Annotated in this window: 11 protein-coding genes; 9 read left to right on the forward strand and 2 right to left on the reverse strand. The window is 68.0% G+C overall.

What is annotated here, in order from left to right:
* Window positions 1–77: 77 nt before the first annotated feature.
* From AB0313_RS00315 to AB0313_RS00350, 8 genes are all read left to right on the forward strand, one after another.
* Window positions 78–1466: a sigma 54-interacting transcriptional regulator gene (locus tag AB0313_RS00315; protein ID WP_366302873.1), complete on the forward strand. Its 1389-nt coding sequence runs from the start codon at window positions 78–80 to the stop codon at window positions 1464–1466.
* Window positions 1467–1480: 14 nt separating this feature from the next.
* Complete coding sequence (locus tag AB0313_RS00320; RefSeq protein ID WP_366302875.1) at window positions 1481–3481, forward strand: VWA domain-containing protein; 2001 nt, start codon at window positions 1481–1483, stop codon at window positions 3479–3481.
* 136 nt (window positions 3482–3617) lie between these two features.
* Entirely contained in the window at window positions 3618–5474 is a 1857-nt protein-coding gene (gene ribA, locus AB0313_RS00325; RefSeq protein WP_366302877.1) for a GTP cyclohydrolase II RibA, read from the forward strand.
* Window positions 5475–5523: 49 nt separating this feature from the next.
* Complete coding sequence (locus tag AB0313_RS00330) at window positions 5524–6462, forward strand: 5'-3' exonuclease (protein ID WP_307305863.1); 939 nt, start codon at window positions 5524–5526, stop codon at window positions 6460–6462.
* 223 nt (window positions 6463–6685) lie between these two features.
* Window positions 6686–7201, forward strand: a complete 516-nt coding sequence (locus tag AB0313_RS00335) for a flavin reductase family protein (RefSeq protein WP_141941152.1) — start codon at window positions 6686–6688, stop codon at window positions 7199–7201.
* A gap of 418 nt (window positions 7202–7619) precedes the next feature.
* The gene (locus tag AB0313_RS00340; protein WP_366302880.1) at window positions 7620–8225 is read left to right on the forward strand and encodes a hypothetical protein; all 606 of its coding nucleotides are present in this window, start codon (window positions 7620–7622) and stop codon (window positions 8223–8225) included.
* A gap of 42 nt (window positions 8226–8267) precedes the next feature.
* Window positions 8268–10898: an ATP-dependent helicase HrpB gene (gene hrpB, locus AB0313_RS00345; RefSeq protein WP_366302882.1), complete on the forward strand. Its 2631-nt coding sequence runs from the start codon at window positions 8268–8270 to the stop codon at window positions 10896–10898.
* Window positions 10899–11051: 153 nt separating this feature from the next.
* Window positions 11052–11201 carry a hypothetical protein gene (locus tag AB0313_RS00350; RefSeq protein ID WP_366302884.1) on the forward strand — a complete coding sequence of 50 codons (150 nt, stop codon included), beginning with the start codon at window positions 11052–11054 and terminating at the stop codon, window positions 11199–11201.
* 18 nt (window positions 11202–11219) lie between these two features.
* Here the strand turns inward: AB0313_RS00350 and AB0313_RS00355 are convergent, their stop codons facing one another.
* Both AB0313_RS00355 and AB0313_RS00360 read right to left on the reverse strand, forming a co-directional pair.
* A complete protein-coding gene (locus AB0313_RS00355; RefSeq protein WP_366302886.1) occupies window positions 11220–13373 on the reverse strand; it encodes a glycogen debranching N-terminal domain-containing protein in 2154 nt (717 codons plus the stop codon).
* A 127-nt stretch (window positions 13374–13500) separates the two neighbouring features.
* Window positions 13501–14190 (reverse strand): alpha/beta family hydrolase, encoded by a 690-nt coding sequence (locus tag AB0313_RS00360; RefSeq protein WP_366302888.1) that lies wholly within the window; start codon window positions 14188–14190, stop codon window positions 13501–13503.
* A gap of 68 nt (window positions 14191–14258) precedes the next feature.
* Between AB0313_RS00360 and ligD the strand changes: the two genes are divergently transcribed.
* Window positions 14259–15281: a non-homologous end-joining DNA ligase gene (gene ligD / locus AB0313_RS00365; protein ID WP_366302890.1), complete on the forward strand. Its 1023-nt coding sequence runs from the start codon at window positions 14259–14261 to the stop codon at window positions 15279–15281.
* Window positions 15282–15325: the final 44 nt, after the last annotated feature.

Below are 15325 nucleotides of genomic sequence, written 5' to 3' on the forward strand. Positions count from 1 at the left end.
GGAGCGGCAAGCGGTAGCCGCGCAGGAATCTGGAGGAATCTCTCGATTAGCCGCAGGCCGGGGGCTACCGTAGAGGAGTGACTGATCGCCCCGATATCTACACCGTTGGTGAACTGCGTGCGGCAGGCTATGTCCAGAAGGACCTTCGCCATGAGATCCGCGACAATCTCCTCGCCGCCCTGGCTTCCGGGCGGGACCCCTGGCCCGGTCTGTTCGGGTTCAGCAGGACCGTCATACCCCAGCTCGAACGGGCCCTGATTGCCGGCCATGACATTGTCCTGCTGGGGGAGCGGGGCCAGGGCAAGACCCGGCTGCTCCGTACCCTGGCCGGACTGCTGGATGAGTGGTCTCCGGTGATCGAGGATTCGGAACTGAATGAGCACCCATTCGATCCCATCACCGAGCAGTCCCGGGCCCGCGCCCTGACCGAGGGCGACCGGCTGCGGGTCGCTTGGCGGCACCGGTCCGAACGCTACGTAGAGAAGCTGGCCACGCCGGACACGTCGGTAGCCGACCTTGTTGGCGACGTTGACCCGATGCGCGTGGCCGAGGGACGCCGGCTCGGCGATCCTGAAACCATCCACTACGGCCTCATTCCACGTTCCAACCGCGGCATCATCGCCATCAACGAACTCCCGGACCTGGCCGAACGGATCCAGGTGGCCATGCTCAACGTCATGGAGGAGCGCGATATCCAGATCCGCGGCTACGTGCTGCGGCTGCCGCTGGACGTGCTGGTGGTTGCCTCCGCCAACCCGGAGGACTACACCAACAGGGGGCGGATCATCACGCCGCTGAAGGACCGGTTCGGGGCGGAGATCCGGACGCACTACCCGATCGAACTCGAGGACGAGGTCTCGGTGATCCGTCAGGAGGGCCAACTGGTGGCGGACGTCCCACCCTTCATCCTGGAGATCCTGGCCCGCTATACCCGGGCCCTGCGGCAGTCCCCGGCCATCAACCAGACGTCCGGCGTTTCCGCCCGCTTCGCCATTGCGGGCGCGGAAACGGTGGCTGCGGCTGCATTGCGGCGGGCAAGCCTCAGGGGCGAGGACCACGCCGTGGCCCGGATCATCGACCTGGAACCTGCCGTGGAAGTACTGACAGGCAAGATCGAGTTCGAATCCGGCGAGGAAGGGCGTGAACAGGGCATCCTGGACCACCTCCTCAGAACTGCCACCGCCGAGTCTGTAAGAGCCCACTTCCAGGGCCTGGATATGGGTCCGCTGGTGGCAGCACTTGACGGGCACCGCACCGTCACCACCGGCGAGCAGGTCACCGCAAAGGAGTTCCTCGGCAACCTTCCGTCGCTGAACGGCTCTGGCCTCTACGACGAAATCGGGCGGCGCCTGGGTGCGGCAAACGACGGACAGCGGGCCGCCGCCGTCGAACTCGCACTGGAAGGCCTGTACCTCGGCCGAAGGATCTCCAAGGAATCAGACGACGAGGAAACCATCTACGGCTAGGGACAGGACGCAGCATGGCCATCCACAAACGGTCCGCCAGATATGGCCGCTACACCGGCGGTCCGGACCCACTGGCCCCGCCGGTAGACCTCGGGGAGGCCCTGGACGCCGTCGCGGAAGATGTGATGGCAGGCTACTCGCCGCGGCACGCCCTCCAGGAATTCCTGCGGCGCGGTGGCCGAAACCGTGACGGGCTGGATGACCTTGCCCGGCGCGTGCAGCAGCGTCGGCGCGACCTGCTCAGCCGCCACCGGCTGGACGGCACCCTGGATGAGGTGAAGAAACTCCTGGACACGGCCGTGCTGGAGGAGCGGAAGCAGCTGGCCCGCGACGCCATGATGGACAACACCGACCGGGCCTTCCGGGAGATGCAGCTGCAGAACCTGCCGCCCTCCACGGCAGCGGCTGTTAACGAACTGGCCTCCTACGACTGGCAGTCAAGCACCGCCCGTGAAGCGTACGACAGGATCAAGGACCTGCTGGGGCGGGAGGTCCTCGAACAGCGGTTCGCCGGCATGAAGCAGGCGCTGGAAAGCGCCACCGACGAGGACCGGGAAGCCGTCAGCGCCATGCTCCGGGACCTCAATGAACTGCTGGGCAAGCACCGGCGCGGCGAGGACAGCGATGCCGACTTCCAGGATTTCATGGCCAAACACGGCCAGTTCTTCCCCGAGAACCCGCAGTCCGTGGAGGAACTGGTGGACGCCCTGGCCCAGCGTGCCGCCGCAGCCCAGCGGCTCCTGCAGTCCATGTCCCCCGAACAGCGCAATGAGCTGATGCAGCTGTCCGCCCAGGCATTCGGCTCACCCGAACTGATGGCCCAGCTCAGCGAACTTGATGCGGCCCTCCAGGCCCTGCGGCCGGGAGAGGACTGGACGGGTTCGGAACGCTTCGAAGGGCAGGAAGGCCTGGGACTCGGCGACGGGACCGGCGTGCTCCAGGACATTGCCGAACTCGACGAACTGTCCGACCAGCTCTCGCAGAACAACAACGGCTCCCGGCTCGACGACCTGGACCTGGATGCGCTGGCCCGCCAGCTCGGCGAGAAGGCCGCCGTGAGCGCGCGCACCCTGGCTGAGATCGAGCGGGCCATGCAGGACGGCGGCTACCTGCGGCGCGGCGCCGACGGCGATCTCAGGCTTTCCCCGCAGGCCATGCGGCGGCTGGGGAAGTCGCTGCTCCGTGACGCCGCCCGGCAATTGTCCGGGCGGCAGGGCAGCAGGGACACCAGGATGGCAGGCGCTGCCGGTGAACTGACGGGCTCCAGCCGCCAGTGGGAGTTCGGGGACGCGGAGCCCTGGGATGTCACCCGCACCATGACCAACGCCATCCAGCGCACGATGGCCGACGGCGGCGACCCGGCCCGAGGACTGCGCCTCGCCGTGGAGGACATCGAAGTCGCCGAAACGGAGGCCCGGACGCAGGCCGCGGTGGCGCTGCTGGTGGATGTGTCCTTCTCCATGGCTGCGGAGGGGCGCTGGGTGCCCATGAAGCGCACCGCCCTCGCGCTGCACCACCTGGTGTCCACCCGTTTCCGCGGCGACCGCCTGGAACTCATCACTTTTGGCCGTTATGCACAGTCCATGGACATCGGCGAACTTACTTCGCTGCCTGCGTTGCGCGAACAGGGGACAAACCTGCACCACGGTCTGCTGCTGGCCGGCCGCTTCTTCCGCCGCCACCCGTCAATGCAGCCGGTCCTGCTGGTTGTCACTGATGGCGAACCCACAGCGCATCTGCTCCCGGACGGGGACTCCTGGTTCAACTGGCCGCCGGATGCGGAAACCATACGCGCCACCGTCGGCGAATTGGACCGCCTTGGCCGCATGGGGGCGCAGACCACCTTCTTCCGGCTTGGCAATGACCCCGGCCTGGAGCGCTTCATCCAGCGGATGGCGCATCGCGTGGACGGCCGGGTGGTGGCACCCGAGGCAGGCGACCTGGGCGCCGCCGTGGTCGGGGAGTACCTCCGTGCCCACGTTCGCAGCGCCTACGCCGACGGCGACTGGCTCTGACCCGCGGCCCCCAGCTGCCGAAGTACATCCCGCACGTGATTGCAGCAAGGGTCCAGCGTCCGGGTAATACTTGAAGCTTTAACTAATAAGGGCTAGGGTTGCTTTAATCTTCAAGTAAATCTGCAAGCGAGGACACGTGACCGCCGTTATCCATTCAGTGCCGCTTCCGGCCGGTTTGCCCGCGGCAACAATCCGCACCCGGGTGAATATCCCCCTGCTCTTCCCGGACGGGTATGCCACTTCCGCTGATGTGATGACCTTCCATGGACTGTCCGATGGGCGGGAACACCTGCTGCTGGCCCTGGGCGGGTGGGAACAGGCGCTGCTGGAAGGAACCACGGCGCCGCTTGTCCGGCTGCACAGTGAGTGCATGACAGGCGATGTCTTCGGCAGCGGACGCTGCGACTGCGGCCCACAGTTGCGGGAAGCCGTGGAACGGATCGCGTCAGCCGGAGGCTTCCTTCTTTACCTCCGCCAGGAAGGCCGGGGAATCGGTCTCTATCCAAAGCTGGATGCCTACGCGCTGCAGGACCAGGGCCTGGACACGTACGACGCAAACGTGGCGCTGGGACACCGGGACGATGACCGCGACTACACGGCGGCAGCGCAGATGCTCCACGCCCTCGGTGCGGGCAGCATCCGGTTGCTGACCAACAATCCGGATAAGGCCGGACAGTTGGCGGCGCTGGGAATCGGCATCGAACAACAGATCCCCACCGGCGTCCACCTTTCAGCCGCCAACGCCCGGTACCTCGCCGCCAAGCGGGACCGTACCGGACATACGCTGGACCTCGGCCAGGCCGCCGTCGGGCACCCTGTGCAGTCCGCTGCCGGAAGCAATCCGGGCCACCATGGCCTGCTTGCCCGCGTGGAAACCATGATCCCTGGCTTGCGGGCCAGGGCGGAGGAAACCGAGCGGCTGCGCCGCCTGCCGGAACTGACAGTGCAGGAACTGCAGGATGCAGGAGTGTTCCGGATCCTGCCGCCAGCGGCCGTGGGCGGATATGCGCTGGGTGCCCGGACGTACGGCGAAGCCGTCAGGGCCCTTGCCAGGGGGTGCGCATCCACCGCCTGGACCGCCGGCCATCTGGCCGAACACGCCTGGATGCTGGCGCGCTGGCCCCGCGACGTCCAGGACGAGGTGTTTGGCGCGGGAGGCATGCCGCTGGCGGCCGCCACAAGTGCGCCGGTGGGCTCGGCGACGAAGGTTGACGGCGGCTACTCCATTTCCGGCCACTGGAGTTTCGCGTCGGGTGTCATGCATTCCCGCTGGGCGCTGCTGGCCGTGCAGCATCGAGGGGTCCGGTTGCAGGCGCTCGTTCCCGTGGCGGACCTGGAACTCCTGGATGCCTGGCATACCGATGGCTTGAGGGGGACGGGCAGCAACGACCTCCGGGCGGACGGACTCTTCGTGCCCGGGTACCGCGTCCTTGACTGGGCCGAGCTCAGTGGGCCCGGCAACCCCGGAAGCCTGTTCCACAACGACCCGCTGATCCACTCGCCCATGGCCACCCTGCTGAACCTCGTTGCCCCGGCCGTCGCGCTGGGTTCGGCGGAATACGCACTTGAATTGTTCCGCACCCAGTTGCTGGCGCCGAGGGACAGGAACGGCGTGCAGACCCGGCAAGGCGAGTCGGCCCTGGCCCAGGCCCGCTACGCGCGGGCGTCAGGCGCGGTGACCACCGCCCAGCTGCACTGGCAGGCCGCGCTGGCCATCGTGTCCCCGGACGAAGACCCGGTGGCCGGACTGCCTGACCAGCAGCGCGCCTCGCTTCGCCTCTCGCTCGCTCTCAGCGCGGAGTCGGCGCAGGAAGCGGTCCGCCTGGCGGTTGCCGGCTCCGGCGGCAGCGTCCACCGGCTGGCCAATCCGCTGCAACGCATCCAGCGGGACGTCAGCGTCCTTCTGGGCCACCCCACCCTGGGCATCGACCCTATCCTGGAACAGGCCGGCCGGGGCCTGCTGGACCTCGGCTTCACGGTCCGGTCCTTCTAGGACGAACCGGCTTGTGCCGCGGCGGCCGGATCCGTGTCAGGATCAAGGTATGCCCCAGCGCCTGATGCTGCTCGACACCGCGTCCCTGTACTTCCGCGCCTTCTACGGACTCCCGGACACCATCCGGCGCCCCGACGGAACGCCGGTCAACGCCGTCCGCGGGCTGCTGGACATGATCGCCCGGCTGAGCCTGGATTACAACCCCACGCACCTCGTGGCTTGCTGGGACGATGACTGGCGGCCGCAATGGCGGGTGGACCTCGTCCCCACGTACAAAGCCCATAGGGTGGCCGAGGCGGTTGCGGGCGGAACCGACGTCGAAATGGTGCCCGAAGGCCTCGAAGCGCAGCTGCCCATGATCCGCCGGGTGCTGGACCTGGCCGGCATCGCCATAGTGGGCGCAGCCGAACACGAGGCCGACGACGTCGTGGGCACCTATGCGAGCCAGGCCCGGTTCCCCGTGGACGTAGTCACAGGCGACCGCGACCTCTTCCAGGTGTGTGATGACGAACGCGCCGTCCGGGTGATCTACACGGCCCGGGGCATGAAGAACCTGGAGGTCATGACGGAAGAGACCGTGGTGGCCAAGTACAAGGTCCTTCCGCAGCAATACGCCGACTACGCCACCCTGCGGGGGGACGCCTCCGACGGACTGCCCGGCGTGGCCGGGATCGGCGAGAAGACGGCGGCGTCCCTGCTGCTGAAGTTCGGGACCCTTGAAAACCTGCTGGCCGCCGCGGACCAGTCCGGCCCCGGTGTCTCGGCACCCGTCCGGGCCAAACTGTCAGCCGCTGCCGGGTACCTGGCAGCAGCCCCCGCCGTCGTCCGCCTTGTGCGCACCCTGGAGCTGCCTACCCTTGACGAGGCAGGCGCCCTGCTGCAGCCCGTCACCGGTGGCCGGCGCGCGGAGCTGGAAACGCTGGCCAACGACTGGAACCTGGGCGGATCGGTGCGCCGGCTGCTTGCTGCCCTGGACCACAAGGGGTAGAGGCACGCCGCCGCAGCGGGGGCAAGAGGACCGGGAGGGGCCGACAAGCCACGGTGCTGCGTCACGCAACGTCACGCGCAGCGCGCCGGGGACCGGAGCCGATGACCCCGGATGTACGGCCGTGACGGTCCGTTGCGGTGCGCGTCCGCGGGTTTCGGACGGCTTGAACCGGCCTTTTTCCTGATGGTTTGGTGGGGTGACGATCCACACGAGAGGCCATTCCATGACAGTCACATCAGATCTTGCACACCGTCGGCTCCGGGATATTTTCGGAACCTTCGCCAGCGGCCTGACCGTGATCACCAGCTCCACGCCGGACGGGCCGGCCGGTTTTACGTGCCAGTCCTTCGCATCCCTGTCCCTGGACCCGGCGCTGGTGACTTTCAGCCCGGCACGCAGCTCCACCACCTGGCCGGCGCTGCGCAAAGCCGGCTCGTTCACCGTCAACATTCTTCCGTCCGAACACCGGCACCTTGCGGGGCAGTTCGCCCGGTCCGGGTCAGACAAATTCGCCGGCGTCAGCCACACGTCGTCGCCGCTGGGAAACCCCGTGCTGGACGACGCGCTCGCCTGGCTCGACTGCGAACTGCATGCCGAGTACGACGGGGGCGACCACACTATCGTCGTGGCCGCAGTGCGGCATCTCGACGCTCGGCACGACGGCCAACCCCTTGTGTTCTTCAGGGGCCGCTATGCCGCGCTGACCCCGGCGGAACTCCTGCTTGAAGCCGCCGTCTGAGGTCCACGCCGGGAGCGCGGCGCCCGGCTCCCGGACGCACTGGCCCTTGCTTCCGGCCCATCCGGTAGTAAGCTTACTGAGCATTGGTAGTAAGCTTACTGATTAAATGGGATGGGAGCAGGAGCCATGAGCGCAATTTTCGGTACGGCCCTGTCACTGATGCTGACGGTTGGTGGCGCGGCAGTGGCCGCAGAGGGTGGCCCCGGAGCCGCGCGGCACTACTTGGCGGGGCATGTACTTCTTGGGGTTGGCATCGGCTTATTGATCGCCACCGCTCTGCGCGTCGCCCTCCGGTTGGTTCTGGCTAGGCCGGCTTCCCGGGTACGGCGCCTCCTCGTGCAGCCCGTTGCGGGTGAATCTGCAGCCGTAACTGTGCTGCCCGTTCGATCCGCGCAGGCCGTCGCATTGCGGGGCAGGCATGCTGCTTGAGGCGGAACCGGCGCAGCTGGCTGTGGTGACGGCCCCCGCAGCCGGAAGAGTTCCCGTATCCCGGCGCCGAGGTACCCGCGCCCTGATGCTGCTGTTCTGCGTCCTTGTTGCCGCCGGGGCGGTGGCCGGTGCGTCCGGTATCCGGTCCACGGACACCGACGGCAACGTCCTCCGGGGTTTCCAGATCCGCGTGCTGAGTATCAGCCAGGCGGCGGCGGAGAACAGGATGGACGGGGCGCTGGCAGCCCTGCAGGCACTCGAAAGAGACCTGGGTGACGCTGCAGCCGCCGGCCGGCTCTCCGCCGCGCGTTACCGCGGCATCGAGACTGCGCTTTCCGCCGTCAGGGCAGACCTCACCAGGCAGGTTGCTGCCGCGGCTCCGGCGGCGCCTGCGGCCGCGGAAGTCCAGGCCGGCACTCCGCCCACGGCACTGGCCGACACCGCCACCCAAAATAACCCTGCTCCCGCGCCTGTGGAACCCGTGGTTCCAGGCGCCGTTCCGCCACCTGCTCCCGATGTGCAGGCACCGGGTCCGCAGGGCCAGGACACGGCCAAGGAAGCCAAGGGCAAGGGCAAGGGCCCAGGCAAGCCCTGATGGGATCGGAGGGCAGCCTCCCCGTCAGGGCAGAATGGACTGATGATCCCTCCTGGCGGCGAGCCCGCCTTCGCTGCCTTCGCTGCCTTCGACCTCGTGGCCATCGGTGCGGGGCTTGCCTTCGAAGGTTCCCTTCCCGCCCTGCAGGAGGCGCTTGGTAATGGAGCGTCCCCGGGAGCCGCCGTTGTGCAGGCACCGCCGGGAACAGGCAAGACCACCCTCGTCCCGCCGCTGCTGGCAAACATGTATGGCGCCTACGGCCGCGTCGTCGTCACCCAACCCCGGCGCGTTGCCGCACGGGCGGCCGCCCGCCGTCTTTCAGCCCTCGACGCCGGCCCTGGGGACGGCCGTGTGGGCTACACCGTTCGCGGGGAGCGCCGCGCAGGCCCGGAAACCCTCGTCGAGTTCGTCACCCCGGGCATCCTGTTGCGCCGCCTGCTGGCCGACCCGGGGCTCGACGGGACCGCCGCCGTCGTCCTCGATGAGGTGCACGAACGCGGGCTGGAAACGGACCTCCTGGTCGGCATGCTGGCGGAGGTCCGCGCGCTGCGCGGTGATCTGGCCGTCGTCGCCATGTCCGCAACCCTGGACGCCCCCAGGTTCGCCGCCTTGCTGGGCGATCCCGACGGCGGCGCGCCGGCCCCCGTCGTCGACTGTCCCTCTGCGAACCACCCGCTGGAGGTGGAATGGCTCCCGGCTCCCGCAGCCCGCCTGGATATCGGGGGAGTGAGCCGTTCGTTCCTGGACCATGTCGCCGCCGCGGCTGCCAACGCCTACGCCCTTGACGCGGATACAGGCAGCCCCGTGGACGCGCTTGTCTTCCTGCCGGGTGCCCGGGAAGTCTCCCACGTCGCCGCAGCGCTGCGGGGCCGGGTGGGCAGACAGGTTGACGTGCTGGAGCTCCACGGCCAGGTGGGCGCAGCGGAGCAGGACAGGGCCGTGTCTGGCCGCCGGCCCGGGGACCGGCCGCGGATCATCGTCTCCACGGATCTTGCCGAATCCTCCCTGACCGTGCCCGGGGTCCGGCTGGTCATCGATTCGGGCCTGTCGCGGGAGCCGCGGCGGGACTCAGGCAGGGGGATGGGCGGGCTGGTCACCGTCTCCTGCTCCCGGGCCTCCGCCGGCCAAAGAGCCGGCCGCGCCGCCCGCCAGGGCCCGGGTAAGGTGGTGCGCTGCTATTCACAGCAGGCTTACGGCGCGGCCCCGGCCCATGTGACGCCCGAGATCAACGTGGCGGACCTGACCGGCGCCGCCCTCATTCTCGCCTGCTGGGGCGCACCGCGCGGCAACGGCCTTGCCCTGCCGGACGCTCCTCCGCCGCCTGCCATGGATGACGCAATGGAGGTGCTGCGGGAACTGGGTGCCGTGTCCGACGGCGGCCAGGTGACGGCGGAGGGAAGGGTCCTTGCCGGAATACCCGCTGACCCGCGCCTGGCCCGGGCATTACTCGGCGGCGGTGCCGCCACGGGTGATCAACTGGCCGCCGGTGTGGTGGCTGCCCTTTCCGGCGACCACCGCGCGCCGGGAGCAGACCTGCCCCGCCTGCTGTCACAGCTCAGGGCGGACGCTGGCCCGGCGGGAAGGCGCTGGGCGGAGGAGTCAAAGCGGCTGGCCTCCCTGGCGCGGCGGCAAAAGGCCGGCGCCCCGGATCCGGCCTCCAGTGCCGCGAATAATGACGAAGCTGTCGGGGCCGTCGTCGCCCTCGCCTTTCCCGACCGCGTGGCCCGGCTCGTGCCCGGCAGCGGGGAAGCCGGACAATACCTGCTGACATCCGGCACCAGGGCAGGCCTCCCGGCGGGCAGCACGCTGACGGGCCATGAATGGCTGGCCGTCGCCGAGGTGTCCCGCACGGAAGGCCGGGACGCGGCAGGCACCGGGGCGGTGATCCGCGTCGCCGCGCCGCTGTCGGCAGCGACCGCCGAAAGGGCGGCCTCGCATCTGCTCTCCGACACCGTGGAGGCAGGCTTCAGCGGGGGCCGGGTAAGCGCCCGGCGGACCAGGCGGCTGGGTGCCATAGTGCTGTCCACGTCGCCCGTGCGCCCCACTGCCGAACAAGGAAGGAAAGCGGTGGCGCACGCGCTGCGGTCCGAAGGGCTGTCCATACTGTCATGGTCGACGGCGGCGGCCTCCTTCCGGCGGCGCCTTGCCTTCCTCCACCGCGAGCTGGGTGCGCCCTGGCCCGAGGTTTCTGACAGCGCGCTGCTGTCCCGGCTGGAAGAGTGGCTGGAACCTGAGCTGGAAGAGCTCGCCGGCGGCAAACCGGCCAGCTCGATTGACCTGGCCCGGCCCATGCGCCGGCTGCTGCCCTGGCCCGAAGCGGCCCGGCTGGACGAGCTCGTCCCTGAAATGCTTAAGGTGCCCAGCGGTTCAAGCGTCCGGATCGACTACCCGGACCTGGATGACGACGGTGCCGCGCCCGTGGCGGCGGTGAAACTGCAGGAGTGCTTCGGGCTGGCCGAGTCCCCGAGGCTGGTGGATGGCCGGGTCCCGGTCCTGTTCCACCTGCTTTCCCCGGCCCGGCGTCCACTCGCCGTGACGGATGACCTGACCTCGTTCTGGTCCGGCCCGTACGGCCAGGTACGGGCGGAAATGCGGGGCCGGTACCCCAGGCACCCCTGGCCGGAGGACCCTTGGTCGGCTCCGGCAACAGCACGCACCAAGCAACGCAAATAGCCGTATTCCGGCGGTCCTGTCAGGTGTTGGGCCGGCACGTGAGTAAACCGATACACGGCCGAAACCTCACGTGCCCCTGATGAAACATGTGCTGGATAGGCTCCTTCCCACGTGGACGGTGTTGTCCACCCCGCACCTCAGGAAGGACTGAACATGTTTCCCGTAAATACCCTGAACCTGCTGCTGGACGGCCGCCGTGACGAGGACAGGCGCGCCCGGGAAGACGATTCCCCGGAGGCTTTCCCGGCCGGCCGCCTCACCTCGGCCGCCTGGGAAGGTTGGTGGCACGACGAGGCAGCGTAGCGGCCGGTAGTCCTGGTGTTACCCCAGCAGTCCCGTTTCCGCCATGAGCTCGGTCAGCCATGGCCGATGTTCGCGATGGAATGTGATGCCCTCGGGAAGCCCCTGCACAGAGGCCTCCGAGCCAACAACATCGATCCTCATCCGGCTTCCGGCAATCGGTGCGTTGGTCAGGTGCAGGTCCCCATAAGACTCGGGCAGTACGGGGTCCATCCAAAAACCGCCGCGGGACACGTGCGCGTCGTAACGCATCAGGCTGGTGATCAGCATGATAGGTGTGGCCGCCGCCCAGGCCTGCGGAGAACAGGCCGTGGGATAGGGCACGGGCTCACTGACCTGTTCCCGGCTGAAGCCGCAAAAAAGCTCAGGTAGCCGGCCGTTGGAAAAATCGGCAGCCTCCAGCAGGGCGGTGGAAATTCGTTGTGCCTCTTCCACGAATCCGTAGCGGAGCAACCCTGCCGCGATGATGGCGTTATCGTGGGGCCACACGGAACCATTATGGTAGCTCGCCGGGTTGTAGGCACCCATGTCGGTACCCAGGGTCCGGACACCCCAGCCGCTGAACATTTCGGGCGACATCAGCCGCTCCACCACTGCGGGCACCTTGTCGTCATCAACGATGCCGTGCCACAGGCATTGACCCATATTGGAAGCGCAGGCATCCACCTGTCTTTTGTCGCGGTCCAGGGCAACAGCGAAGTAGCCGCGCTCTGGCAGCCAAAATTCCTCATTGAACTTCTTCTTCAACCGCGCGGCCTCGCTGGTGAGCTTCGCCGCCAGCGGCGCGTCTCCAGCGTCATAAGCCATCCATGCCCGGGACAGCAGCGCGCTGTAGACCAAGGCCTGGACCTCACAGAGCGCGATGGGAGGGTTGGCCACCCTGCCGTCGGCGAAGTTGATGCCGTCCCAGGAGTCCTTCCAGCCCTGGTTGATCAGGCCTTGGTCGTTAAGGCGGGAATATTCGACAAACCCGTCGCTGTCCTTGTCCCCGAACTCCCGGACCCAGTCGAGGGCCCGGTCTGCATGGGGGAGAAGGGCGGCAATGGTGTCCCTGGCGAAACCCCAGCGGCTTACCGAGCCAAGGGCCATGACGAATTGCGGAGTGGCATCGACGCTTCCGTAATAAACCGACTTTCCGCCCAGGGCGAGGCCGCTGGAGACCCCCAGCCGCACTTCGTGCAGGATCTTACCCGGTTCTTCCTCGCTCATGGGATCCACTACTTTGCCTTGCCGGTCGGCCAAAGTCTGCAGTGTGCCCAACGCCAGGGAAGGGTCCACGGGCAGCGCCATTTCGGACGCCCAGAGCGAGTCACGGCCGAACAGCGTCATGAACCAGGGCGCGCCTGCCGCCACCACGATCCGCTCAGGATGGGCGGGGTCCTGGATCCGGAGTGCGCCGAGATCGTCGTAACTTCGCCGCAGCGTCCTTTCGATGGACCGGTTACCCATGTGGAGCTTGGGGATCTTGTCCACCCATTCCCTCCGCCGGCGGTCGCTGGGGGACATGTCAGGTGCCGTGGGATGCCGGTGCGACGACGCCGGGACCGGTTCATCGCCGCTGACCGGGACCACGCTGAGCTGCCTGCTCCAGTGCCCGTGCGGCGGCACCACTGCCTCGTAGGTCAGGACGTCGGGGGTGGAGACGGCGCCCTCTCCGTGCACGAAGACCCGTTTGAGGACGTCGTGCCATACCGCGCTGATGGTCAGGGAGTCACCCTCATGGCTGCGGGATTCCTCCCACGTCCTTTGTTTGCGCGCATCTTTCACTTCGAACAGGTCGGCGAAGTCGGATTCGGCCCTGACCGAGACGGTGCATTCGGCGGGCTCGGACGAATAATTCCGGATGGTGATCCGTTCCGAGACCCCGGCCGCGACCTCGCGCAGGCGTTCCACAACCAGTGGACTGTCCGCATATCCGTCCGAGCGGGGTACCCGGCCGATGAACAAGGCGCGGTAGGGCTCCTTCACGTCGGCCGCCAGCGGCTCCAGCGGCTTGCCGTTCACCGTCAGGTCCCAGCGGGAAAGGATGCGCGTATCTTCATGGAAGACGCCGTGCGGATGCTCGGGGTGAATGTCCCCGTTGGGGAGCGAGATGCAGAAACAGGACCCTTCCACGAGGGTGATGTTTCCGGCTCCGACCGGTCCGGCAGCAGTGTCAGCATTCCAACCAGCCATCGCCGGTCCTCCATCGATAGATGTTGCCGGGGCCGACGGGTCAGGACAGAGGGAGGCGCCGCCGCAACCCCACACATCAGACGCTACGCCTATGGCCCCCATCGTGTAAGGGGCTGCCCTTCAACCGTCAGGCCGCCTGTCCTTCGCGGGCCGCGATGAAGCCGGCCACGGGTGCGGCGAGCGACGCGCCCACCTCGTCGGGCGCCCGTTTCTTTCCCGCCACCGCGAAGGAATGGTCGCCGCCCTCCACCCACTGCAGTACGGCGTTGGGGCCTATGCGGGATACAACGTCAGCCAGGATGCGGGGCGTGGCAAAGGGGTCGCGGGTGCCCTGCAGGAACAGCATGGGCGTGGTCAGTCCGTAGAGGTGTTCGTCGCGGAGCTTTTCGGGCTTGCCGGGAGCATGCAACGGGTAGCCGAGGTACACCAGGCCCGCAGCGGCCATGCCGTCGGCGACGGCCATGGAGGCCATCCGTCCGCCGAACGACTTGCCTGCAGCCCAGACCGGCCCGCGGTCGCCGTTGGCGTCGGCCTGTGCTTGGGCGGCGCCCATCGCTGCGCGCCACACGGCGATGGCAGCCGGGGGACGGTCGGGGAACTTGCGCCCTGCCTCCATGTACGGGAAATTGAAGCGCAGCGTGGCCAGGCCCAGGCCATTCAGGGCATCACAAAACCCGCGGAGGAAGGGATGCTCCATGCCGGCGCCGGCGCCGTGCGCCACCACCACGGTGGCGGTGGGGGCCCCGGGGCGCGCATAGACGGCGGAAAAGGTGGCGTCACCGGCGGCGAGGGTGAGCTGCTGATCGGATGCGGGCATGGCTCCATCATGCCGGAGGGCAGCCGGATGTGCCGGTCCGCGCCGGTGACGGGGTGTACGTTGTCCCCATGGCGAGTGAACAGACCACCATTATCGTCCCGGGTCCCAACGGCGGGCGTGAGATGCGCATTTCCAGTCCCAGCCGCGTCCTGTGGCCTGACCTGGGGCTGACCAAGCTCGACCTCGCACAGTACATCTGCGACGTGGGGGAGGCCTTCATCGCCGCCAACGGCGACCGGCCCGTCTCACTGCAGCGGTACCCGGACAACATCGAAGGCGAGATGTTCTTCTCCAAGAACCCGCCGAAAGGCACGCCGGACTTCGTCAGGTCCGTCAAGGTGGTGTACCCCAGTGCACGGTCCCATCCCCAGCTGGTGCTCGACGAACCTGCTGCCGCCGTCTGGGCAGTACAAATGAACACCGTCGTCTTCCACCCCTGGCCGTCCCGGGCCGAAAACACGGACAACCCCGACCAGCTGCGGATCGACCTGGACCCGCAACCCGGCACGGACTTCGACGACGCCGTCCCCGCGGCCCTGGTGCTCAAGGACGTCCTGGCCGAGGCGGGACTGGAGGCGTTCATCAAGACGTCCGGGAACCGGGGACTGCATGTCTACGCCCCCATCGAAGCCACCCGCGAGTTCCTGGACGTCCGGCACGCGGTGATCGCGGCGGCAAGGGAGGTGGAGCGCCGGATTCCAGACCAGGTGACCACGGCGTGGTGGAAGGAAGAACGCGGCCGGCGTGTGTTCCTGGACTTCAACCAGGCCAACCGCGACCGCACCATCGCCGGTGCCTACAGCCCGCGTGCCCTTCCGCACGCCCCGGTGTCATGCCCCATTACGTGGGACGAGCTGGAGCAGGCGGATCCGAAGAACTTCACCATCGTCACGGTGCCCGACCGCTTGAAGACCGTAGGCGACCCCTGGGCTGACTTCGGCGCCACCCCCGGAACCATCGACGTCCTGCTCGAATGGTGGGACCGCGACTGCAAGGACGGGCTGGGGGAGATGCCCTTCCCACCGGACTATCCAAAGATGCCTGGCGAACCGCCGAGGGTCCAGCCGAGCCGGGCGAAGAAGCAGGACTGAACCCCCCGTCCTGGGGCACCTTGGGCAGGGAGCCGCCGCCCGCC

This window comes from Pseudarthrobacter sp. NPDC080039 (genome assembly GCF_040702335.1).
In the GTDB taxonomy this organism is placed as follows: Bacteria; Actinomycetota; Actinomycetes; order Actinomycetales; family Micrococcaceae; genus Arthrobacter; species Arthrobacter enclensis_A.

Coding starts and splice junctions, on each gene's coding strand:
- AB0313_RS00320 (WP_366302875.1), top strand. CDS start 1,481: ATGGCCATCCACAAACGGTCCGCCAGATATGGCCGCTACACCGGCGGT.
- AB0313_RS00330 (WP_307305863.1), top strand. CDS start 5,524: ATGCCCCAGCGCCTGATGCTGCTCGACACCGCGTCCCTGTACTTCCGC.
- AB0313_RS00335 (WP_141941152.1), top strand. CDS start 6,686: ATGACAGTCACATCAGATCTTGCACACCGTCGGCTCCGGGATATTTTC.
- AB0313_RS00340 (WP_366302880.1), top strand. CDS start 7,620: ATGCTGCTTGAGGCGGAACCGGCGCAGCTGGCTGTGGTGACGGCCCCC.
- hrpB (WP_366302882.1), top strand. CDS start 8,268: ATGATCCCTCCTGGCGGCGAGCCCGCCTTCGCTGCCTTCGCTGCCTTC.
- AB0313_RS00350 (WP_366302884.1), top strand. CDS start 11,052: ATGTTTCCCGTAAATACCCTGAACCTGCTGCTGGACGGCCGCCGTGAC.
- AB0313_RS00355 (WP_366302886.1), bottom strand. CDS start 13,373: ATGGCTGGTTGGAATGCTGACACTGCTGCCGGACCGGTCGGAGCCGGA.
- AB0313_RS00360 (WP_366302888.1), bottom strand. CDS start 14,190: ATGCCCGCATCCGATCAGCAGCTCACCCTCGCCGCCGGTGACGCCACC.
- ligD (WP_366302890.1), top strand. CDS start 14,259: ATGGCGAGTGAACAGACCACCATTATCGTCCCGGGTCCCAACGGCGGG.